A 17,492-nucleotide genomic window follows, 5' to 3' on the forward strand; every position below is an offset into this window, starting at 1 on the left:
CCCATGCGGACGATCAAGGCGTGCCGTTTCCCGCCGTACACGTCAACACGACAAAAGCGACATACGTTCACAAAGTACCGAGTGTTCGGTCGGCAGCGCTTCGTCACCATCGGTCCTCAGGGCGCCCCTTGGACACCAGAGCTTGCACGCAAGGAGGCCAAGCGCGTTTTGGGCCTGGTTGCCAATGGCAAAGACCCGGTCGACGAGAAAACCAAGGCGCGCCTGCAGGCGGCCGACCCACTCCGGCAATCGCGGATCAAGATCTCCGGAGCCCCAAACAAAGGCTGAAGCCCCGACCAATTCGGAAATAGAACGCTACTTGTTGGCCAGTTCGAGACCCCTGCATCCGGTGTCAGTTTTCCAGATCACTCGCCGCCATCTCTCGGCTCGTATCGCTGACCTCGCATCAGCTCATGGAATGATCTCAGCAGCCCGCTGCCCGGTACAGCCCTATCCTCAATGCTCAAGTGGCAATGCAGGAGAGCCTCGACTTGCTGCGAATCCGGTTCTCAGCGCCAATTAGGCATGTGACCGGTGAGGAAGCGATCCCGGCCGTTCCACATATGACACAGAGCCTATATTGCAAGCCGAATAACACTTTATTTGGAGCGCAACACCTCCTCGGCTATGTAGGCCCTTTTGCTCTGAGCTCCGATGATGTCTCTTGTCAGGTCACCCCGCGATCTCGATCGCTCTTGAAATAGGATGCCGGAGCGCTCGTCTAAGCTCAGCGAATTGGTGGAACATGACAAACAGCGCGATCATTCCGGCGCCCAGCTCAGCGATTGCTTGACTGGCCAACAGTCCGTTGAAACCCGATATGACCGGGAATAACAGTACGGCCGGTATGAAGAGATAGCCTTGCCTTGCAAAGGACACAACCGCACTGAGGCGTGCTCTCCCGACCGACTGAAGCATCGTCGCCACAAAACTCTCAACACCAAACAGTCCAAAAAACAGATGAAAGACGATGCAGGTCGACACGGCGATTTCTGTGACCTTATCGCTATCGCTGAACAGCCTGACCAAAGGCCGGGCAAAAATCACAACGGCCGCAGAATACGTAACGGAAAGAGCGACAGTCATCAAGAGCATGAACTTCGCAGTCTTCAGTATACGAGCAAAGTCGCGCGCGCCCCAACCAAAACCCAGGACAGCTTGAGCGCCCATACAGAAGCCGGTGATAGGCAGTGCGCCGATCGTCAAGAGTCGCGCGGCTATTCCCACGGCCGCGATGGACTCGTCTCCGAACGGCGCGGCAGCTCCGTACAAGAGCATAACGGCAATCGCAGATAAAATACTGGTCATGGTTGCCGGTGCCCCTACCAACGCGAGCTGTCTGATGCGACTTGCTCCCAACGAGACGTGAGATATCCTGACGAGAACCGTCCCGCCAAGCTTCGTAAAATACGCGATATAGAGGCAAATAGCAGCGATCTGAGATACCAGCGTCGCGAGTGCGGCGCCTCGCACACCGAAGTCCAGCGAAAATATGAAGATCGGATCAAGCACGGCATTCAGGACGAATGCGGTAATCATCGTCCACATGTTGAATCGTGTGTTGCCTTCGGATCTGACGATGAAACCGCTGACGATGTTGAGAAGCATCACGGTGTACCCGAACAAAAGCATCACCGCGTAGTCGAGCGCCATGGGCATGATGGTTGGAGTTGCCCCGAGCGTTGCGAAGATCCCTCGTAGGCTTGGAAGCAGAGCGGCCGTAACGACGAGACCGATCGGAGCGGCGAGCGCGAGTGCAGTACTTGCGCCTCGACTCGCCTCCAGGTACTCACTAGCGCCCAGATGACGAGATATGAACGACGCTGTCCCAACACCGATCCCCTCTCCGACCGCCGCGAGCAGGAGCACGATCGGCAAGGTCATGCTGACAGCCGCGAGCGCCTGCGCGCCAAGTGCGCCAACAAAGATCGCGTTAACGGCCTGCTGTAACGCGACGATCGACAAGCCAACAACAGACGGAATGGCGAGCCGCAGGATAAGGCTCAAGAGATTGGGATCCGATAGATCGATGTGCTGCTTTTTCTTTGGCATCACATTGCGATCGCTCTCGATTGGCGAAATTGCATCCGGCTCATTCATGGATTAAGGTGCCCCCAGCTCTTCGGAATTCGCTGATCGTCTGCAACAGCTCCTGTTGCAACACCATGCAAAGATTGCGGGTCACCTCATAACCGACTTGGGTTGGATCATACCTCGTTTCGATCTGTAGATGGCCGGCTTGATATCCGACATCGAACCAGAAGAGGTGAATCACGGCCCCTTCATCCATGTCTTCGCCGATCCAAAGTGGAGAAGGTTCCTTGCCTAGGAAACGGCGTGGAAAATGGCGCTGCAAACCCGCTCGATAATTCACTCCAATTCTGGGCAAAGGCAGGCGATCGATCCGGCTCCGCACGGCTGGATCTCGGCTTAGGAATTTCATGGCCCGAAAGCCTATTCCGCTGCGCGGCAGGGCATTGCGCTGGCGGTATATTGAACGAGCACGATCGTGACGGGGCTCCGTTCCTGTGAGACTCAAGGGAAGCGGAACGAGATCACTGATATGACCGATGATCTGAGATGGATCGAGATCGTCGAACAGCCGACCTCGGGTTGAGGTAAGGCTATCGATCCAGAGCGAATAATTGCCGAAAACGCGCCCAAAGGCGCCAGAAATGGCGGCAAGAAACACATCAAAGTCCTGACAGTGCGCCAATCTGGCTGAAATATTGAGGAGATCAGCTGTCGCTTCTTCGTCAATCTCAACATGGTACTTGCCCTGATCTTCCCAAAGGGAGCGGCAATTCGCTTCATCCATGCGATCTTCAAGGCGTGCATAATGAAGCTCTCTCGCGGTCACTTTCGAAAAGCTCGCGCCGCCCAATGAGGTGGCGCTGACGTGCAAATTGAACTGATGGTAGTCAATCCTCTCCCAGTAGCTGAGTTCGGCTGGCGCTGCGCTGTTCGCGTAGTGCTCAAGGCGCTTCAACCATGCAGAGAGCATTTGTATGTTCTCGGGATCACTCACGGCGTGGCCTGAGGCCGGGGCGTACGCCGCATCCAATGCTTCCAGGAACAGTCGATAGCCTATCCCGTCCGCTACAAAATGGTGCATCAGGACCAGCAGATAGTAGTCGCCGCTTTCCGATGTGCGGAACACCGTGGCGTTAACAAGAGGCGTCTGGCCGTCAAACCGAAACATGTGTTGACGTCTTGCTGAGATGCTCTCGATTGCCTTACGTTGCTGTGGGTCGGCCATTCCGACAAGATCGATCTCCTCCACCAGGCGTTCGGTCACGGAAGGCCCGATTGTCAGACGTAGACCATCGTCGGTTCGCGCAATACGGAGTCTGAGGCCTTCGTGCCTATCCATGACATGCGCAAGGGAGCGCTCCAGACTTCGAATATTCAGGATGGCGCCGGGCAAGAAGAACAGATCGCCGATGTTGAAATGCTCATCGAAGCCGACAAGACGGTTCCAAGATGAGATCGCGGGGGTAACTGGCAATGAGTCATCCCCGGAGAGGAAGGTATCGAGTGCAACTGCCGCTTCTTCTGCCGCCAATTCCCTGATGGTCGGTGTTCGATAGAGTTGGTCGACAGTGAGATTCAGCCCAGCTTTGCGCGCCAGCGTGACGCAGCGCACGCTCAGAAGAGAGTCGCCGCCGATATCAAAGAAGCTTTGATCGAGTCCGACCCACTTGGCGCCTAATAGATCCTGCCAGATCGCAGCAAGAATACGCTCCTTACTCGTGCAGAGCTCAGCAGATGGCACAGGCCGGACCTCGCGGTAAGGAACGGACGACAGGCGAGCACGATCTATCTTTCCGCTCGCCGTAAGGGGAATACTGTCGACCAAACGGAAGGAGGCGGGAATCATGTAGGACGGCAATGTGTGGCGCAAGTGGGTGACAATATCTGCAGAGCTTAGACCATCGCGAGCCGGAACCATGCTTGCCGTCAAGCGACACTGGTCATCGATGTCTTCTGCGACGACCACGGCCTTTGCGATTGCCGCATGACACTCAAGGGCCGATTCGACCTCCTCCAGCTCGATGCGAAAGCCGCGTACTTTGATCTGGTTGTCCGATCGGCCGCAAATCTCAAGAAGGCCGCTTGTTGAGATGCGCGCGATATCGCCACTTCGATAAAGAACGCTGTATTGCCCGCCGCCATACGGATTCGGCACGAAACAGCGGTTGGTCCGATCTTGATCCCGCCAGTACCCAGCGCTCACGCAGCGTCCCGCGATGCAGAGTTCGCCGGCGGCTCCGACGGGGACTCTCTTCAACTGGGCATCGAGCACGTAGAGTTTGACGTTATCGATTGGGCGTCCAACGGGGACGTGCGACGAGCCGTCGCAGGCATCCGATGTTTCGTAGACTGCCGCATTGGATGCACATTCCGTAGCACCATAGAAGTTCCACAACGGCACGTCCGGGAAACACTCACGCCAGCGAACAGGGAGCGAGGAAGGCATCGGTTCGGCGCTGCTTGTGACCAAGCGCAACGCGATCGGTCGCGGGTGCCGTTCTTGGGAAGCAATGAGGCCGGACAGGAGTGGCGGCGAGGCAAACAAGTGTGTCACGCGATGTCTGGCCAGCGTGCACAACAACAGATCTGGATCCAGCAACTGCTCTTGGGTCAGGATCAGCGCGGGCACGCCTCTCAGAAGGCCCCCAAAGTACTCCCAAGCGGACGCAACAATGGATGCGGACTTCTGGACAACCATCACGTCGGTACTATCGAAGGGAAAGCGTCGCCACATCCAGTTCAGTCGATTGAGAATTGCCGATTCCGGTATAAGAACTCCCTTCGCCTTCCCGGTCGAGGACGACGTGTATATAAGACTCGCAATTTCCTGATCTGGTGGTTTTTCGCTGCACTCACAATCGCGCGCGGGCGCGCCGCACGCTTCTAGCGTCAATAAACATGTCGACGGCACTTCAGAAGCAGGCTCAGAGCTATTTGCGTGAACCAAAAGCTTTGCTTGACTATCTCGCAGGATATGTTCGATCCGATCACGCGGATAATCCGGCGATATAGGGACAACAATGGACTGCAAAGCTCGTGCGGCAAGAATAACAGCGGCAACGTCAGGCGACCGGTCGACCAGCATGGCGACCATGTCGCCAGCCTCCACGTCAGAAGTCCGCAGTAACGACCTGATAGCTGTTACGCGCTCACGCAACTGGCCGAATGTGATCTCACCGAAATCGCCATAATATGCCACCTGGCTGCGATTAGAGACGCTGATTTGCTCGAACGCTTGGACAAGCGGACATTCGGTCTCATATGACTGCGCCGAGCCCTCTAGCGCGTCCAGCATAGCGACGTCTGACTCGCTGAGGCAGCTCAGATCTTGAATGGGCGTAAGCGGCTTCTCAATGCAGGCTGCAATCAGGCGGCGCAGATTGTCGGCCATGCGGATAATCAGATCGCTGGAAAATAGGTCTTCCGCGTACGCTAGCTGGAGGGCAATTTCCTCGCCCTGATCTTGTGCGTACAATGTCAGATCGAATTTTGCGTAGCCGGTCTCGTATTCGCGGAATGTCAGATCCAACTCATGTTCGCCAAGTGGCTCCGCGGCCTCGGAGTACATGTTGAACATAACTTGGAAGATCGGTGATCGCCCCGCGTCGCGATGTAGCCTGGTATCCCTTACCATCCAGCCGAACGGATATGCCGAATTTGCGATGGCATCGCTGACCAGTGCCTGGATGCGCAAGGCATGAACCGCAAAGGACTGGCCCACATCGATCGCGGAGCGGATTGGCAGCATGTTCAGGAAGAAACCAACAATTTCGGCACTGCCAGGTTGATCCCGTACGACGTGCGGTATGCCAACGATGATATCATCCTGACCGCTGTACATCCGCAGCAGAAGCTTGAAACATGCGAGGAGCGCTGTCGACGTGGTGCACCTATGTCGGCGCGCAAACTCCCTTATCTGATGGGATAGCTCGCTGCCAAGTAGCACCGCATGCGATGCGCCGCGATACGAATTTGTCTGCGGCCGCGCTCGTCCCATTCCAAGCGAAAGCACCGGCGGATCATCACCAATCTGACGACGCCAATAGCTACACTGGTTCGCAAGCGCCTCCGGAGTAGCGTGTTGTGTTTCCCAGACCGCGTAGGTCGAGAGTGACACTCGGTTCTCTGGCAGAAACGCCGCGGCATCTACGTACCTTTGTCGAAGGTCCCTGAGCAGAACAGAGATCGACCAGGCATCGATGATGATTTCGTGAGCGGTGATCAGTATGAGATGGTTGTCAGGGCCAAAACTGATCATGCGCGCGCGAAACAGATGACCTTGGCTGAGATCAAAGCTGCCGTTCAGCTCTGTTCGCCTTAGCTCTGCGATCAGCTTCTCGGCCTTCTGCGACGTGAGTTGAGATGCATCAGTCAATTCGAGACTTGCGCAGTCCGGAGCATCAAAAAGCTGAACCGGACCGTCCTCGCCGATAATGCGTGCCGAAAGTGCCTGATGGGAATGAACGACATCGGTCCAGGCGCGATTGAACGCGGCCAGATCGATGATGCCCCGTATTCGCAGGCCGCCCTGAATGATGTAGTTCCTGGCAGACGGATCGAGCTGCGAAAGAAACCACAGGTGCTCTTGAACTCGCGTCAGAGGCGATCGTGTAAGCAGCTTTCCGCAAGCGGGTGCTGTGCACTGTCTAGATTCGGCTCGCGCCGAGATCGAAGCCGCAAGAGATCGGATCGTTCCATTCAGGAGCAGCCTGAAATCCGTTCTCACTCCGAGCTGGGCCTGCAAACGGCCCAATATGAGCATTGCCCGGAGCGAGTCTCCGCCGAGGCTTATGAACTGGTCATTCACACCAATGTTCTCAATGCGGAGAACACCGGACCAAATCTGGCGCAGCTGGGCTTCGAGGTCGGTTTGCGGTTCCTCGAATGGCGTCGGCAATGGAGGGCGAAGACTGGTCGGGTCGGGCAATGCTCCAAAATCGACCTTTCCATTACTGGTCAGTGGAATACCGTCGACGTGGATGATTCTTTCTGGGAGCATGTAGATGGGCAGCGCTTCAGCAAGGAAGTCCTGAAGCTCGCCTTCCGTTACCTCGGCTGAAGCGGACACATACGAGATAAGTCGTCTCGCCCCGCTTTCCCCCTCGGCTCTAGTTATGTCTCTCGCCATAAGCTTTACGCCTGCGCAGGCGACCGCCACGGCGCCACGCACCGAATGATGAGCGGAGAGGCGAGCCTCGATTTCTCCTAGCTCAATTCTGTGCCCGCGGATTTTGACCTGACGGTCCCGTCGACCGAGACATTCCAAAAGACCATCGGAACGAAAGCGCCCGAGATCGCCTGTCCTGTATAGGCGCTGCAAGGACGGAACGTTTGAGAACGGGTTTGGCCCAAAGGCATCCTTAGTGCGGACGTCGTCATTGACGTAACCAGCAGCGACGCCAACGCCGCTAACGCAGATTTCGCCGACCTCTCCCGCCTTGCACAGCCGCGGCCCGTCGGCGATATAAACCTCAAGATTAGAAATCGGCTTGCCGATCGGCACATAAGCGTCAGCCAGCGCAGGCGGCGCGGAAACCAGATGATGCGTGACGCCGTCCGCGCACTCGGTCGGCCCGTAGTGGTTGAGAATTGGGACGCGCGGATATAAGGCAAGCCACGCGCGCGCCAGTGCGGGTGTCAAAGGTTCTCCGACCGTCGAAATAATCCGCAAATCGTCCAGAGCTCGATCAGCCGCCGCAAGCGGCTGCAAATATTCAACAAATACTGCAAGCATCGAGGGAACGAGTTGAACTACCGTCACGCCGTGTCCCTGAATCGCTTTGAGAAGCGATATCGGCGATTTCAGTGTCGCATCATCAATGAGCGCTGTACAGCCTCCGACGCAAAGGCCCGCCAGAAGCTGCCACAATGAGATGTCAAAACAGTGCGATGCCGTCTGCGCAATGCAATCCGTCCGAGTGAGGGTTAGGGCATCAATCTTTGCCGCCAGATGATTGTTTAGGGCTGCACGCTCGATCATTGCCCCCTTAGGACGGCCCGTTGAACCAGAGGTAAACAGAATGTAAGCAAGTCCATCCTCGCTCCATGATGGCACAACAGACGAAGTCTGCCCCTCGCGCAGCGCCGCCTCTATCGTCATGAATTGCGTGGCGCCTTTGCTGCTCGCCCGGATTGGGCTGACCGAATCCAGCTGGCTTGGCCCCATAATCAGAGCACAGCGACTCTGCTCGATCATGAATGATGTACGCGGAGCCGGTAACGATGGATCGAGCGGCAGGTACGTTGATCCAGCCTTCAAAATTGCGACTACTGCCGTCGCCCAGTCGAGGTCCCGCTCACCCCAATAGCCAATCACTGTGCCGCGAGCGCACCGCTCTCGCAACGTCCTCGCGAGGGATTCCGATCTTACTCGCAGCGCCTTGTACGTAAATTCGTCTGCGCCGTACCTCAGCGCAACCCTCTCCGGATCCGATCTTGCAAGGCGATCGATCGCCGTGATCACGTCGACCGGCTGACGTTCCAGAAGCTGATTTTTGCCTGATCGATTTTCCGTAGGCATACGCGTTTCGCCATTCATCGCCTTCTGCGGCCCTCAAATCAGAACACCGAGGATCCTGATTGAGGTGCGCATTGCGTAGCCGCTCTGGTTCTGCCAGTCATATTGTGCCGTTTTGCCCGTTCTTAACTTCTTGTCCTTTGCGTTCACTTCGATTTCCTCGATGATCGGCAGGGGAACACGGCCGGACGCTAGGGCCTCAAGCTGGCGTTGGCATCTACCGGATCTTGTAGCAGACACGTGATAGTCTGCATGGCACCCGCGACCAACGCGCTCAGAGACTCGTTCGGGCTTGTGGTTTCTTGCATTTGTGCTCTCCTCATGGAAGCGGGCTTGGCGTTGGCCGGACTGCAGGTCGCCTGCGGCGGCCAAGCGATGACATCGATTGTGCAAGAACCAACACAGAGGTGTGTTACCGTTTTCCACGAGGCCGACGTTGTTTGCATAACGGTTGAAGGACAGTCGTTAAGCGCTCAAACATTTTGACGCTCGTGGCTATAACGAAATAGCTATGGGCTAGCGTAGCGAGCCGTGGGCGTGCAGAAGCATCCGCCCCGCGGTCCTTGGTCTGCTGACGTTCGCAGTGGTCGGCCTTGGTGCACACGAAAGTGCGCTCTGAAACGTTTGCTGTGGACGCGCAGGCAACGTCCAGTCCACCAAAGGGCGTTCTGGCTTTTCCGAACCGGAATTGAATTGCGGATGGCACCTTCGCTTAGCCTCCATGACATGCATGCTCGGCACTTCTCTTCACGCGTCACAGAAGTTTCCGTCTCGGCGCCTACAGCAGAACCGACACGAATAATGTTGCGACGAAGCCGCTTACCACTACGGCGAAGCCGGAGCCGACCTGTTATTACTGCCCTCGTATTCGTGTTAAGCTGAAAGATGCTGATGATGAGCCTTTCCTGCGCGTGTCGCGTTGCGTGATGATCCCTCGTGACGATTTTTCCCACGAGCCGGATTTCGATAACCTCGGCGTAGCCGGTGCAATCCGTGCGTGGGTAGACGGGTCCAGCGTCCAGGCCGGCTCTGCTCGCCGGGAATATTCATTGGCTTTCACCGTTCCGCCTGTGGCTCGATAGATCGAAAATCTGTGCAGGCCAACAAAAGTCTCCTTCTACTGCCGCAGCGGGAAAGGCGGCTTCTGCTGCGCAGCATGCTGTCGGACGCTACAGCAGGATTGTCAGCTTTAAGACCATTGTCCGCAAGTTGACGCATGCACCCGGTACCAAGCAACTGGAGACCGCTCACTTCCAAGCGGCACACTGCTTGCTTCATTCGCGGTGCCATCACCGGTGCCAGCTCGATCGGTAGCGGATCGGGAAAGCACCGCGGAGTGTTTGATGCGATCTGGAGTTCTTTTTTTGGGAGCGACAACGATCACGCTGGTCGCAAACGGTACAGCCAATTCGGCGGACCTTGAGCCAGCAGTACAACTGGCATCGGCTCTGTGGAGCTGGTCCGGAGGATATATTGGCGGGCACGCCGGCCGTGGTTGCGGCCGAAACTCCTTCGGTAATCCCTGCGGTCCGTCAGTCTATGGCGGCGTCGGTACTCCTGTGTTTCTGGCAGGCGACCAGATCGGCTACGACTGGCAGAAGGATAGCTGGGTGTTTGGCCTCAAACTCGCAGCCAGCAGTGCTATCTCCGACGGCACAAATACCCGCCTCGCCGCCTCCGGCATAATACTGAGCGCAAGGCGAGTCCAATCGTCTTTGTCACCGGAGCCGGTCGCCTCGATTACGCCTTTGGCGCGCAGCGCCACACGCCCTTAAGGGAGGTGTGGCTTGGCAAAACAATTGAGGCGCCGTCATCAACAACAACGAGTTTGGCCAATGTCGGCGATGGCGCGGCTGGGTGCACAAGACCGTGAACGTCCTGGACAAGGTCTCACTCTCGGTGCAGGCCACCATGAGGAAGGATTTGCGCGAGGTCTATTGGGCGCGAACCGAGCGTCCACCGAAGCGGCGACCGACGTCTTCGCTGATTGCGCCAAGTACGGCCGGCGGTCGAATGCCTGGTCAAGGATCGCGAAGCGCTGCCGGCCTTCTACGATTTTCTTGCCGAACACTGGGATCACTTGCGCACCACCAAACCCATCGAGCGCGTGTTCGCCTCCGGGCGATACAGGACCGTACGGCCGAAGGCCTCCTTGTCGCCACCACCGCCAGGCTGATGGTATTCAAGCTGGTGCTCGCCGCATCAAGGACCTGGCGGCGGCTCAAAGGCACAAATCCGTTGCCCAAGGTCGTCGCAATTCGGATTCAACGCGTCATTGAGATCATCCAAGTGCCGACGAACCAAGCGCCTGATCACCTCGTCACCTAGATCCCGAATAGCTCAGCTTATTGGGCCGATAATTCAATGGAGATTTCTTAATGACTATTGATGACGAGAAGCACGCCCCACCGGCTCTGTCCACCGGTGCGACGCATATACTCATCGAACTATGGGGAGCGAAGAACCTCGACGACCCGGCCATTGCGGAAGACGCAATTCGAAAAGCCATCCGTGCGACGAGTGCGACATTACTCCACCTTCATGTTCATAAGTTTTGTCCGGGTCACGGCGTCTCCGCAATAGCCTTGTTGGCTGAATCGCACATTACCTTGCATACTTGGCCTGAGAGGTCCTACGCGGCCGCTGATGTTTTCGTATGTGGCGACTGCGATCCTGCGAGCGCCGTGCCAATTCTAGTTCAGGCCTTTCAGCCCGAACGGTCTGACGTTCGCAGCTTCCGGAGAGGTGCGTCGACCAAGCCAACGCATTGAAGCAGATGATCGATCTCCTGGGAATAGCCGGTCATGTTTCCGCCCGCGAGCTATCGCTGAAAATTGGCCAGGGCGGGGAATCGGGAAGGCGGCATATCGGGGGGTGCTTGAGGCCTCCACTTCTTCACCGAAGGAGCGATATGCCATGTCCAACGATAACAACATCAAGCCGAGTTAGGCAGGAAACGTCGAGGATCAACTCACTGGACTCTCGCGCAATGCCGCCTCGAGCGCGTCCGGATCCATACCGTCGAGCTGGATGCGATTGAAGTAGTTCAGGCATGCCACATCCTGGGTGTTGTTCTTGTAGCTCCAGGCCTTCTTGCGATCGAAGACGGATACGTGGTGAGCCTTCCCATGCTCATGGCGAGCTGGCGCAGGTAGCACTATGGCACGTAGTGCTGGTTTACAGGCCTGTTTCGAGTTTCCTCCATGCATGGTCTCCCGGCGAGTGGCCATCTTGCTTCCAGGCCTGGCCTGTTTGGACAAAGGAAACGCGCGATATCCACATACTCGGCCAGGGGCGACATACCTACCTGCGCCGTTGAATGTCCGCTAGTGTCCGTCCTGCGATGTGGCAGTCCATCGAGCAGGTCCGAACCAAATTTTCCGTCGACAGTTTAGGCCAACCAGATGTAGGAATATCAGGTCAAATCAGGAATCCAGAATCTGATCGTTCGGCACGCGCGACAATAAGCGGCCCCTCAACCCACACCACGGATGGCGGCTAGGATTGCTCCGCGAGATCGTGTTCGCGACAGCTAGCAAGTTGTCGAGCCACGGAATTCCGATCCCGCCGCTCGACTTTTATGAAGCCGTCGCGGACCGGAGCGAAGGGATCATGATTGAGGCTATTTCGGAAGCAATTGCCGCAGGCCACGACGATACCGACACTGTGATTGCGAATATTCGGGTCACGCGACGGGTTCTTGAGCGATTTGGTGACGACCTTTTCCTCGCAACCGAGCAAGCCGATGATCCGCTCCTTGCAAGGCTTGCTGCATTTCTCGCGTTGGAAGGAACCGACGGGTAGAACGAAATCCGCTATGAGTGTGCCTGGGGTGCGCAAGGCAGCCCTGATCGGGTTATGGGGGTCAAACAGAGGATCCGAGATTTCACACCAGCCTTTGTACTGAAGGTCTTCAAGAAGGGTGATTACCGGTGGCTGACGTTGAGTGCCATGCCCCAATCGGACGCGGCCCAAGGATCTTCACACCCGAGTTTGAGTCCGGACAATGATCGTCTCTGGGACTCCTGTCCTCGCATTCTCTCCAGCCGATGTTGAGAACGATGCATCCCCGTGCGTTGAAGAGATCGGCTGTGCGCTGTCGGTTCTTGTCAGGAACTGCTTGCGATGCGCGGTCTTAAATCTCCGCCCCCGCTGGATTTTCATCCACGCGGTGAGCGATTATAGGACTCTTAAGCCCTACCCTCTCGTCGGCTCGGCCTCCTTGTCCGGGATCTCCTGTCGCAGCTTCGGCCATTGGCTGAGCCGCCCCAAGTGCCGCGACGAAATTGTCGTAGCGCACAGCCGGGTGCGCTCTCGCCGCCTTTGCCGCCGGCTCAGGGAGTGGTGGTGTCGTCGTCAACCAAGGCGAACGAACAAGGCCAAGGCCTCGACCGAGATCCCAATATCGGAAGCCGGGGGCTCTGGATGGCTTGCTATCGCAAGCGTCGGTGGTTGCGGGAACAGGACTCTGCGCGCAAGCCATGTGTGAGCAATGCATCCCTACGACGCCAAGATCGCCCGCTATCAGCGGCTGTCACGCCAAATCAATGTTCGGCAAACGCTGGACGGAATTGCGCGCCTTATTGCACAGGCGACGGACGCGAAAGCCGTTCTTCAGCTGGCTGCGCCGATCCTTGGGGCGTCTTTCCACAGCCAAATATCAGCCCGCCTGAGAAGCGCCCTTAACGCTCGCTTCCATGGCATCCCTCAGGCTCTTAGGGATGCGTTGAGCTTTGCCAGCCGAGACGAAGGCCACACGCACACGCGCCTCGACTAGCAAGTCGGCTCCACGCCTGCACTGTTGGTGCAGCGCGATCGAAGCCCCCTTCACTTCCTCAGGAGCCGTGATCACATCAATCACGTCATCCATATAGGCAGGTTTGAAGAAGTCCAGTTTCATAGAACGCACCACGAAGGCGAAGCCTCTCAGCTCCTCGCCGCTAGCCTCGAACAACCTGCGATGATCTGTCCCCAAAAGCCGAAGGTAGTTCGTTCGGCCGCGCTCCATGAAGCGTAGATAGTTCGCGTGATATACGATCTGGCTGAAATCTGTGTCCTCAAAATAAACGCGGACTTGCATGTGGTGCCCGCCGTCCCGGATTTCGCCGTCAAGATCGGTCAAATCGTCCCCTCCAGAGTCGCATTCGTAGGCCCACAATGGCGTGGCCTTGCAGAGCCAACCGTACCACGGTCACGCGCTATGCAACGGTGAGAGGCAACATAGACACTGAGGCATCAATCACCAATAAGCTGGCCCGGCACAGCCCCGACTGCTTTGTGGTAACCCGTTTGCCACTGGGATTGGAGGGCGTGGCCCTGGCGTTCCCAAGGCGAAGTCCGCTGGGGACATGTGGCCGTTTCCGTTCACATAGATGAGTGCAGGAAACCAAAATACAGGCGAAACATCGTTGCCTGGCTGGAGGCTTATGGAAGGTGTGGGCACCCACAATCCGTTAGATGTGGGAGGACTACATTGCCGCCGAGCCGGGCGGATACTGCCCTTTTTGGACCATTGTCTCGCACAGGAGGCGCGTTCCACGGCACAATCCCCTTACAACTAGCTTCTGGATCGACCCAAGGTCCAGCAGCATCGCGAATACGGTAAGCTCTGGCGGACCTCTCTAGTCTGCAAAACTGACGTGACAGCGCCACACGGGCAAGCAAATCGCAGGCCAAAGGACAGTTCGTCAGCACCGCGAGGATGGGGGCGAGCTTCTAAGTTTTTGATCGCTCTTGAGGGGGCCCGAAGCACCCACGCGCGGTGGGCCGGAGCCTCCGACTGCACGAAGCAAGACCAAGCCGCAGCCCATTGACGCTGGCGGATGCGAAACAATCGACGATCACACGGACTGTGGTCGCTGACTGCGCCACCAGCACCAGAAACTGCTCCGCTTACCGCTGACACCGCATCCATGAGTCGCAAGGCCGATTGCTACGACAATGCCCCTGTCGCGCTCGTTCGGCGATAGATTGAGCGGCAGTTGTTATCAGCGAGGCGCGGGCGAAGATCCACGCGCCATCCGATAGCGGATGGAAGGCTTCGATCTCGCCGGCTTCAGCGGCCAGCCGGAGCGTCTTGGGCGCGATCTTTAGGCGTTTTGCGGCGTTGCCAACGTTGAGCCAGGGTTCGATCCCGTCATCGGCCGGCTTGAACACCGGGAGGTGGTAGCTCGATCGCATTGATGTGACGCGCTCGCGGGTCCAGCGATTGCGGTTGCCCGTCTTGAGGCCGTTTCGGTTGAGGAGGCCGGCAATCAGATTGTCGCTGGCGATCAGCACCAGTTGACGCACGGCTTGGATAATATCGGCGGAAGTGCTGTTGCGCTGTCCGCGCCGGCGCTTGGGCCGGCGCTTGGGCAAGCGCAACTCGCTGTGAGCGCCACCCACCCAGTGGACGATGAGAACGATCTCGGACGCCGCGTCGTCTATATCGGCCACGACCTCATGGACGAGGGTGCGTACAATGCGCTTCTTGAGGCGAGCATCCGTCGTCGGCGCATCCCAGACCGTTTTGAGGTTCGAGGCCAGTACGCCGAGCGAAGCTGAATCAGCAATGGGTGCGGGCGCCGCCGCATCATGCATGGCGATCTTGCCCTCGACCTCCGCCGCGTGAGCGAGTGCCCTGTTCCAGCGCGCTTCCAGCTCACTCGCCACCAACCGGTTCGCGGGGTCAGCGGCATCGTATTGCCGGAAAGCCCGGTCGGCGGCATAGCGCGCCGCTTCCAGATCGCGACTGAGCGCATCGCGCACCTGATCCCGCCGTTCCCTGGCTCCTTCGGCGGCAGCGGTTGCAGCGGCGATAGCGCCCGGACCGACGACGCCAAGCAGTGCTTCCTCGATTGCATCATCGACACGCAATCCGCCGAAGGCGATGCAGTAAGGACCGCCATTGTCCATCCAGGCGCGGCTGCAGCTGTAGCGTGGGATATGGTGCCTCATGCCGGAGTACCGGAGTGTGAGCTTGCGGCCGCAGCGCTTGCACCGGATCAGACCGGCCAGCAGCGCGTCACCATGCTTGGGTGCGCCGTGATGCCGACCGGTGGGAACGTTGCTGCTGACCATGGTGCGGATCGCCTCGAACCTCTCCCAGCTCACATACCCGTCGTGGGTATTGGGCTTCAGCGCCAGCCATTCGTTCCGGGTCTTGCGGCGGATCTTCACGCTCAGGCCCCCGGCGCTGTATCCCGCCGCCACAGCCGTCTTACCATAGGCATAGGCGCCGCCGTAGACCGGGTTCTCAATGATCCGGTGGATGGCGGAGTAACTCGGTCGCCGCCAGGCTGTGTCGCCGTTGGACTGCTTCACTGGTAGATCGAGATTGTACTCGTGGAGCCAGCAGAGCGCCTGTCGCGCGCTGCCCAGTTCCTCGACCTTGTCGAACACCAGCTTGATCGCTTCCTGGACACGCCGATCCGGATCTTTCTCATAACGGTCGCCGGCCTTCACGAAGCCGACGGGCGCCGCCACAACCAACTCGCCCCGGCGCCCTTCTCGTAGCGGACTGAGAGCGAGCGTTGGCGCAACAACTCCAGTTCGTACTCGTTGAGGCTGCCCTTGAGCCCGAGCAGCAGGCGGTCGTTGCCGTGCCTCGGCGCATAGATGGTCTCCTGATCGACCAGAACGGTATCGACCACGCGGCACATCTCGATGAGTTGCTGCCAATCCCGGCTGTTGCGGGCGAAGCGCGAGACCTCGCGGGCGCAAACCGCACCAACCTTACCGAGGCAAACCTCGCTACCATTCGCTCGAAACCGGCGCGTTGCACGCCGCCGGCGGCTGAACGACCGAGATCATCATCGATCACTTCGATCTCTGACCACCCGAGTGCCGTCAGCCGGTCCCGCATGGCGTATTGCAATGCGCTGCCCTCGCGATTGTGCAACACCTGATGTGCTGAGGATTGGCGCACGTAAAGAATCGCCTTACGCTCCAGATGATGAGGCCTGACCTTGTCAGAGATCATGATCGACCCCCTTCGCGGGCGGCGTCGCTGTCATCGCAGCATGGTCGAGGATCAACTGCGTCATCAGGCTTGTGAGGGCCGCCCGGGCTTCCGCCGGCAACTCCGGCCATGCTGGCGCGCCGATGGCGCCGTTCGGCAGGCCGCTCCCGAACAGATCCAGCTGCTGCTGCGGCCGCGGTTGTCGATTGTGTCGGTATCCGCTCCCTGGCATTGCCGTCTGCCGTGACATGAGTCTCTCCCCGATTCTGGTCGTGAGAGGCTCTGGATGCGCTAGAAAGCAGGGCAGCTGATGGCGTTCGACCCATCAACACCAGATCGAGAAGCGCAGAAAGCGCTGCAAGTGCGGTTGTGCTGACAAATGGCCGAGCTGCCAAAAGCTCCGCCGCAGGGCATGCCGTTCGGCCGAACATCCATGCTGGAACCTTCAGCCAACGATCTGCTTGCGATCCATCCAGCGTGCAGCGGAAGGCGACATCGCCAGCCTTGTCGACAGCCCCATGAACGCAAACTCGGCAACCAAACCAAGGACGATGTCGATAAAGAACTTCGCGAAGAACGGTCCTGTGGGCGTTCTCAAACTCGTTGTACAACCGAACCAGGCTCCATTCCGCCATCGGATATATCGCCCCGATCGAAATGGAGCTAAAAGCCGCCTAAACCCGTCCACTTTTTCGGGGGAAGATCAAATCTTGCCGACGCTAAAGCTTTCGCGCTCCGCGTCACCGCAGCGATAGAGGCACGCGAGGTGGCGAAATTAGTATTCCATGGACCTTGAAGTAGCTATGTTCGAGCGATTGCGAACAATCTAAAGCTCTTGCGCTCGGGCTGCCGTGCGCTTATTCCGCTGAGATCAGCAGCCCGCTCACGCCCACGCAATCTACGCTCGCACCCGCAGGAGCCTTGCGAGGCAGTTGGAGATGATCTGCAACGCAACAACCTGACGCAGCGTTCGGTTCACGCATTTCTTTCGGCGCAAAT

General features: G+C 58.0%; 9 protein-coding genes and 3 pseudogenes. 4 read left to right on the top strand and 8 right to left on the bottom strand.

The features are described from left to right. Positions 1 to 3: 3 nt before the first annotated feature. On the top strand, positions 4 to 288 hold the full coding sequence (locus ABIC09_RS15815; RefSeq protein ID WP_354109839.1) for an integrase arm-type DNA-binding domain-containing protein: 285 nt from the start codon (positions 4 to 6) through the stop codon (positions 286 to 288). Positions 289 to 672: 384 nt separating this feature from the next. Here the strand turns inward: ABIC09_RS15815 and ABIC09_RS15820 are convergent, their stop codons facing one another. Then, positions 673 to 2,100 (bottom strand): MATE family efflux transporter, encoded by a 1,428-nt coding sequence (locus ABIC09_RS15820; RefSeq protein ID WP_354109840.1) that lies wholly within the window; start codon positions 2,098 to 2,100, stop codon positions 673 to 675. Continuing rightward, positions 2,093 to 8,572, bottom strand: a complete 6,480-nt coding sequence (locus tag ABIC09_RS15825; RefSeq protein WP_354109841.1) for a non-ribosomal peptide synthetase — start codon at positions 8,570 to 8,572, stop codon at positions 2,093 to 2,095. The genes ABIC09_RS15820 and ABIC09_RS15825 overlap by 8 nt, the downstream gene beginning before the upstream one ends. Before the next feature lie 1,827 nt (positions 8,573 to 10,399). Between ABIC09_RS15825 and ABIC09_RS15830 the strand changes: the two are divergent. Both ABIC09_RS15830 and speD read left to right on the top strand, forming a co-directional pair. After that, positions 10,400 to 10,879, top strand: a pseudogene (locus tag ABIC09_RS15830) (transposase); the annotation flags it as partial. Positions 10,880 to 10,929: 50 nt separating this feature from the next. Next, positions 10,930 to 11,322 carry an adenosylmethionine decarboxylase gene (gene speD / locus ABIC09_RS15835; RefSeq protein WP_354109842.1) on the top strand — a complete coding sequence of 131 codons (393 nt, stop codon included), beginning with the start codon at positions 10,930 to 10,932 and terminating at the stop codon, positions 11,320 to 11,322. 195 nt (positions 11,323 to 11,517) lie between these two features. On the opposite strand, the gene ABIC09_RS15840 is transcribed toward speD, so the two are convergent. After that, positions 11,518 to 11,781 (bottom strand): hypothetical protein, encoded by a 264-nt coding sequence (locus tag ABIC09_RS15840; protein ID WP_354109843.1) that lies wholly within the window; start codon positions 11,779 to 11,781, stop codon positions 11,518 to 11,520. Positions 11,782 to 12,055: 274 nt separating this feature from the next. Between ABIC09_RS15840 and ABIC09_RS15845 the strand changes: the two genes are divergently transcribed. Beyond that, a complete protein-coding gene (locus ABIC09_RS15845; RefSeq protein WP_354109844.1) occupies positions 12,056 to 12,355 on the top strand; it encodes a hypothetical protein in 300 nt (99 codons plus the stop codon). A gap of 393 nt (positions 12,356 to 12,748) precedes the next feature. On the opposite strand, the pseudogene ABIC09_RS15850 reads toward ABIC09_RS15845, so the two are convergent. The 5 genes and pseudogenes from ABIC09_RS15850 to ABIC09_RS15870 form a co-directional block, all read right to left on the bottom strand. Beyond that, positions 12,749 to 12,958, bottom strand: a pseudogene (locus ABIC09_RS15850) (CopG family transcriptional regulator); the annotation flags it as partial. Positions 12,959 to 13,211: 253 nt separating this feature from the next. Further along, on the bottom strand, positions 13,212 to 13,631 hold the full coding sequence (gene ybgC, locus ABIC09_RS15855; protein ID WP_354109851.1) for a tol-pal system-associated acyl-CoA thioesterase: 420 nt from the start codon (positions 13,629 to 13,631) through the stop codon (positions 13,212 to 13,214). Positions 13,632 to 14,443: 812 nt separating this feature from the next. Then, complete coding sequence (locus tag ABIC09_RS15860) at positions 14,444 to 16,018, bottom strand: recombinase family protein (RefSeq protein WP_354109845.1); 1,575 nt, start codon at positions 16,016 to 16,018, stop codon at positions 14,444 to 14,446. After that, positions 15,994 to 16,212 (bottom strand): annotated as a pseudogene (locus ABIC09_RS15865) (recombinase family protein); the annotation flags it as partial. The gene ABIC09_RS15860 and the pseudogene ABIC09_RS15865, both read right to left, overlap by 25 nt. A 291-nt stretch (positions 16,213 to 16,503) precedes the next feature. After that, positions 16,504 to 16,743 (bottom strand): hypothetical protein, encoded by a 240-nt coding sequence (locus tag ABIC09_RS15870; RefSeq protein WP_354109846.1) that lies wholly within the window; start codon positions 16,741 to 16,743, stop codon positions 16,504 to 16,506. Positions 16,744 to 17,492: the final 749 nt, after the last annotated feature.

The sequence above is a fragment of the Bradyrhizobium sp. S3.12.5 genome (genome assembly GCF_040548225.1).
Taxonomy (GTDB): domain Bacteria; phylum Pseudomonadota; class Alphaproteobacteria; order Rhizobiales; family Xanthobacteraceae; genus Bradyrhizobium; species Bradyrhizobium cytisi.

Coding starts and splice junctions, on each gene's coding strand:
- ABIC09_RS15815 (WP_354109839.1), top strand. CDS start 4: ATGCGGACGATCAAGGCGTGCCGTTTCCCGCCGTACACGTCAACACGA.
- ABIC09_RS15825 (WP_354109841.1), bottom strand. CDS start 8,572: ATGAATGGCGAAACGCGTATGCCTACGGAAAATCGATCAGGCAAAAAT.
- ybgC (WP_354109851.1), bottom strand. CDS start 13,631: ATGCAAGTCCGCGTTTATTTTGAGGACACAGATTTCAGCCAGATCGTA.
- ABIC09_RS15840 (WP_354109843.1), bottom strand. CDS start 11,781: ATGGCCACTCGCCGGGAGACCATGCATGGAGGAAACTCGAAACAGGCC.
- speD (WP_354109842.1), top strand. CDS start 10,930: ATGACTATTGATGACGAGAAGCACGCCCCACCGGCTCTGTCCACCGGT.
- ABIC09_RS15870 (WP_354109846.1), bottom strand. CDS start 16,743: ATGTCACGGCAGACGGCAATGCCAGGGAGCGGATACCGACACAATCGA.
- ABIC09_RS15820 (WP_354109840.1), bottom strand. CDS start 2,100: ATGAATGAGCCGGATGCAATTTCGCCAATCGAGAGCGATCGCAATGTG.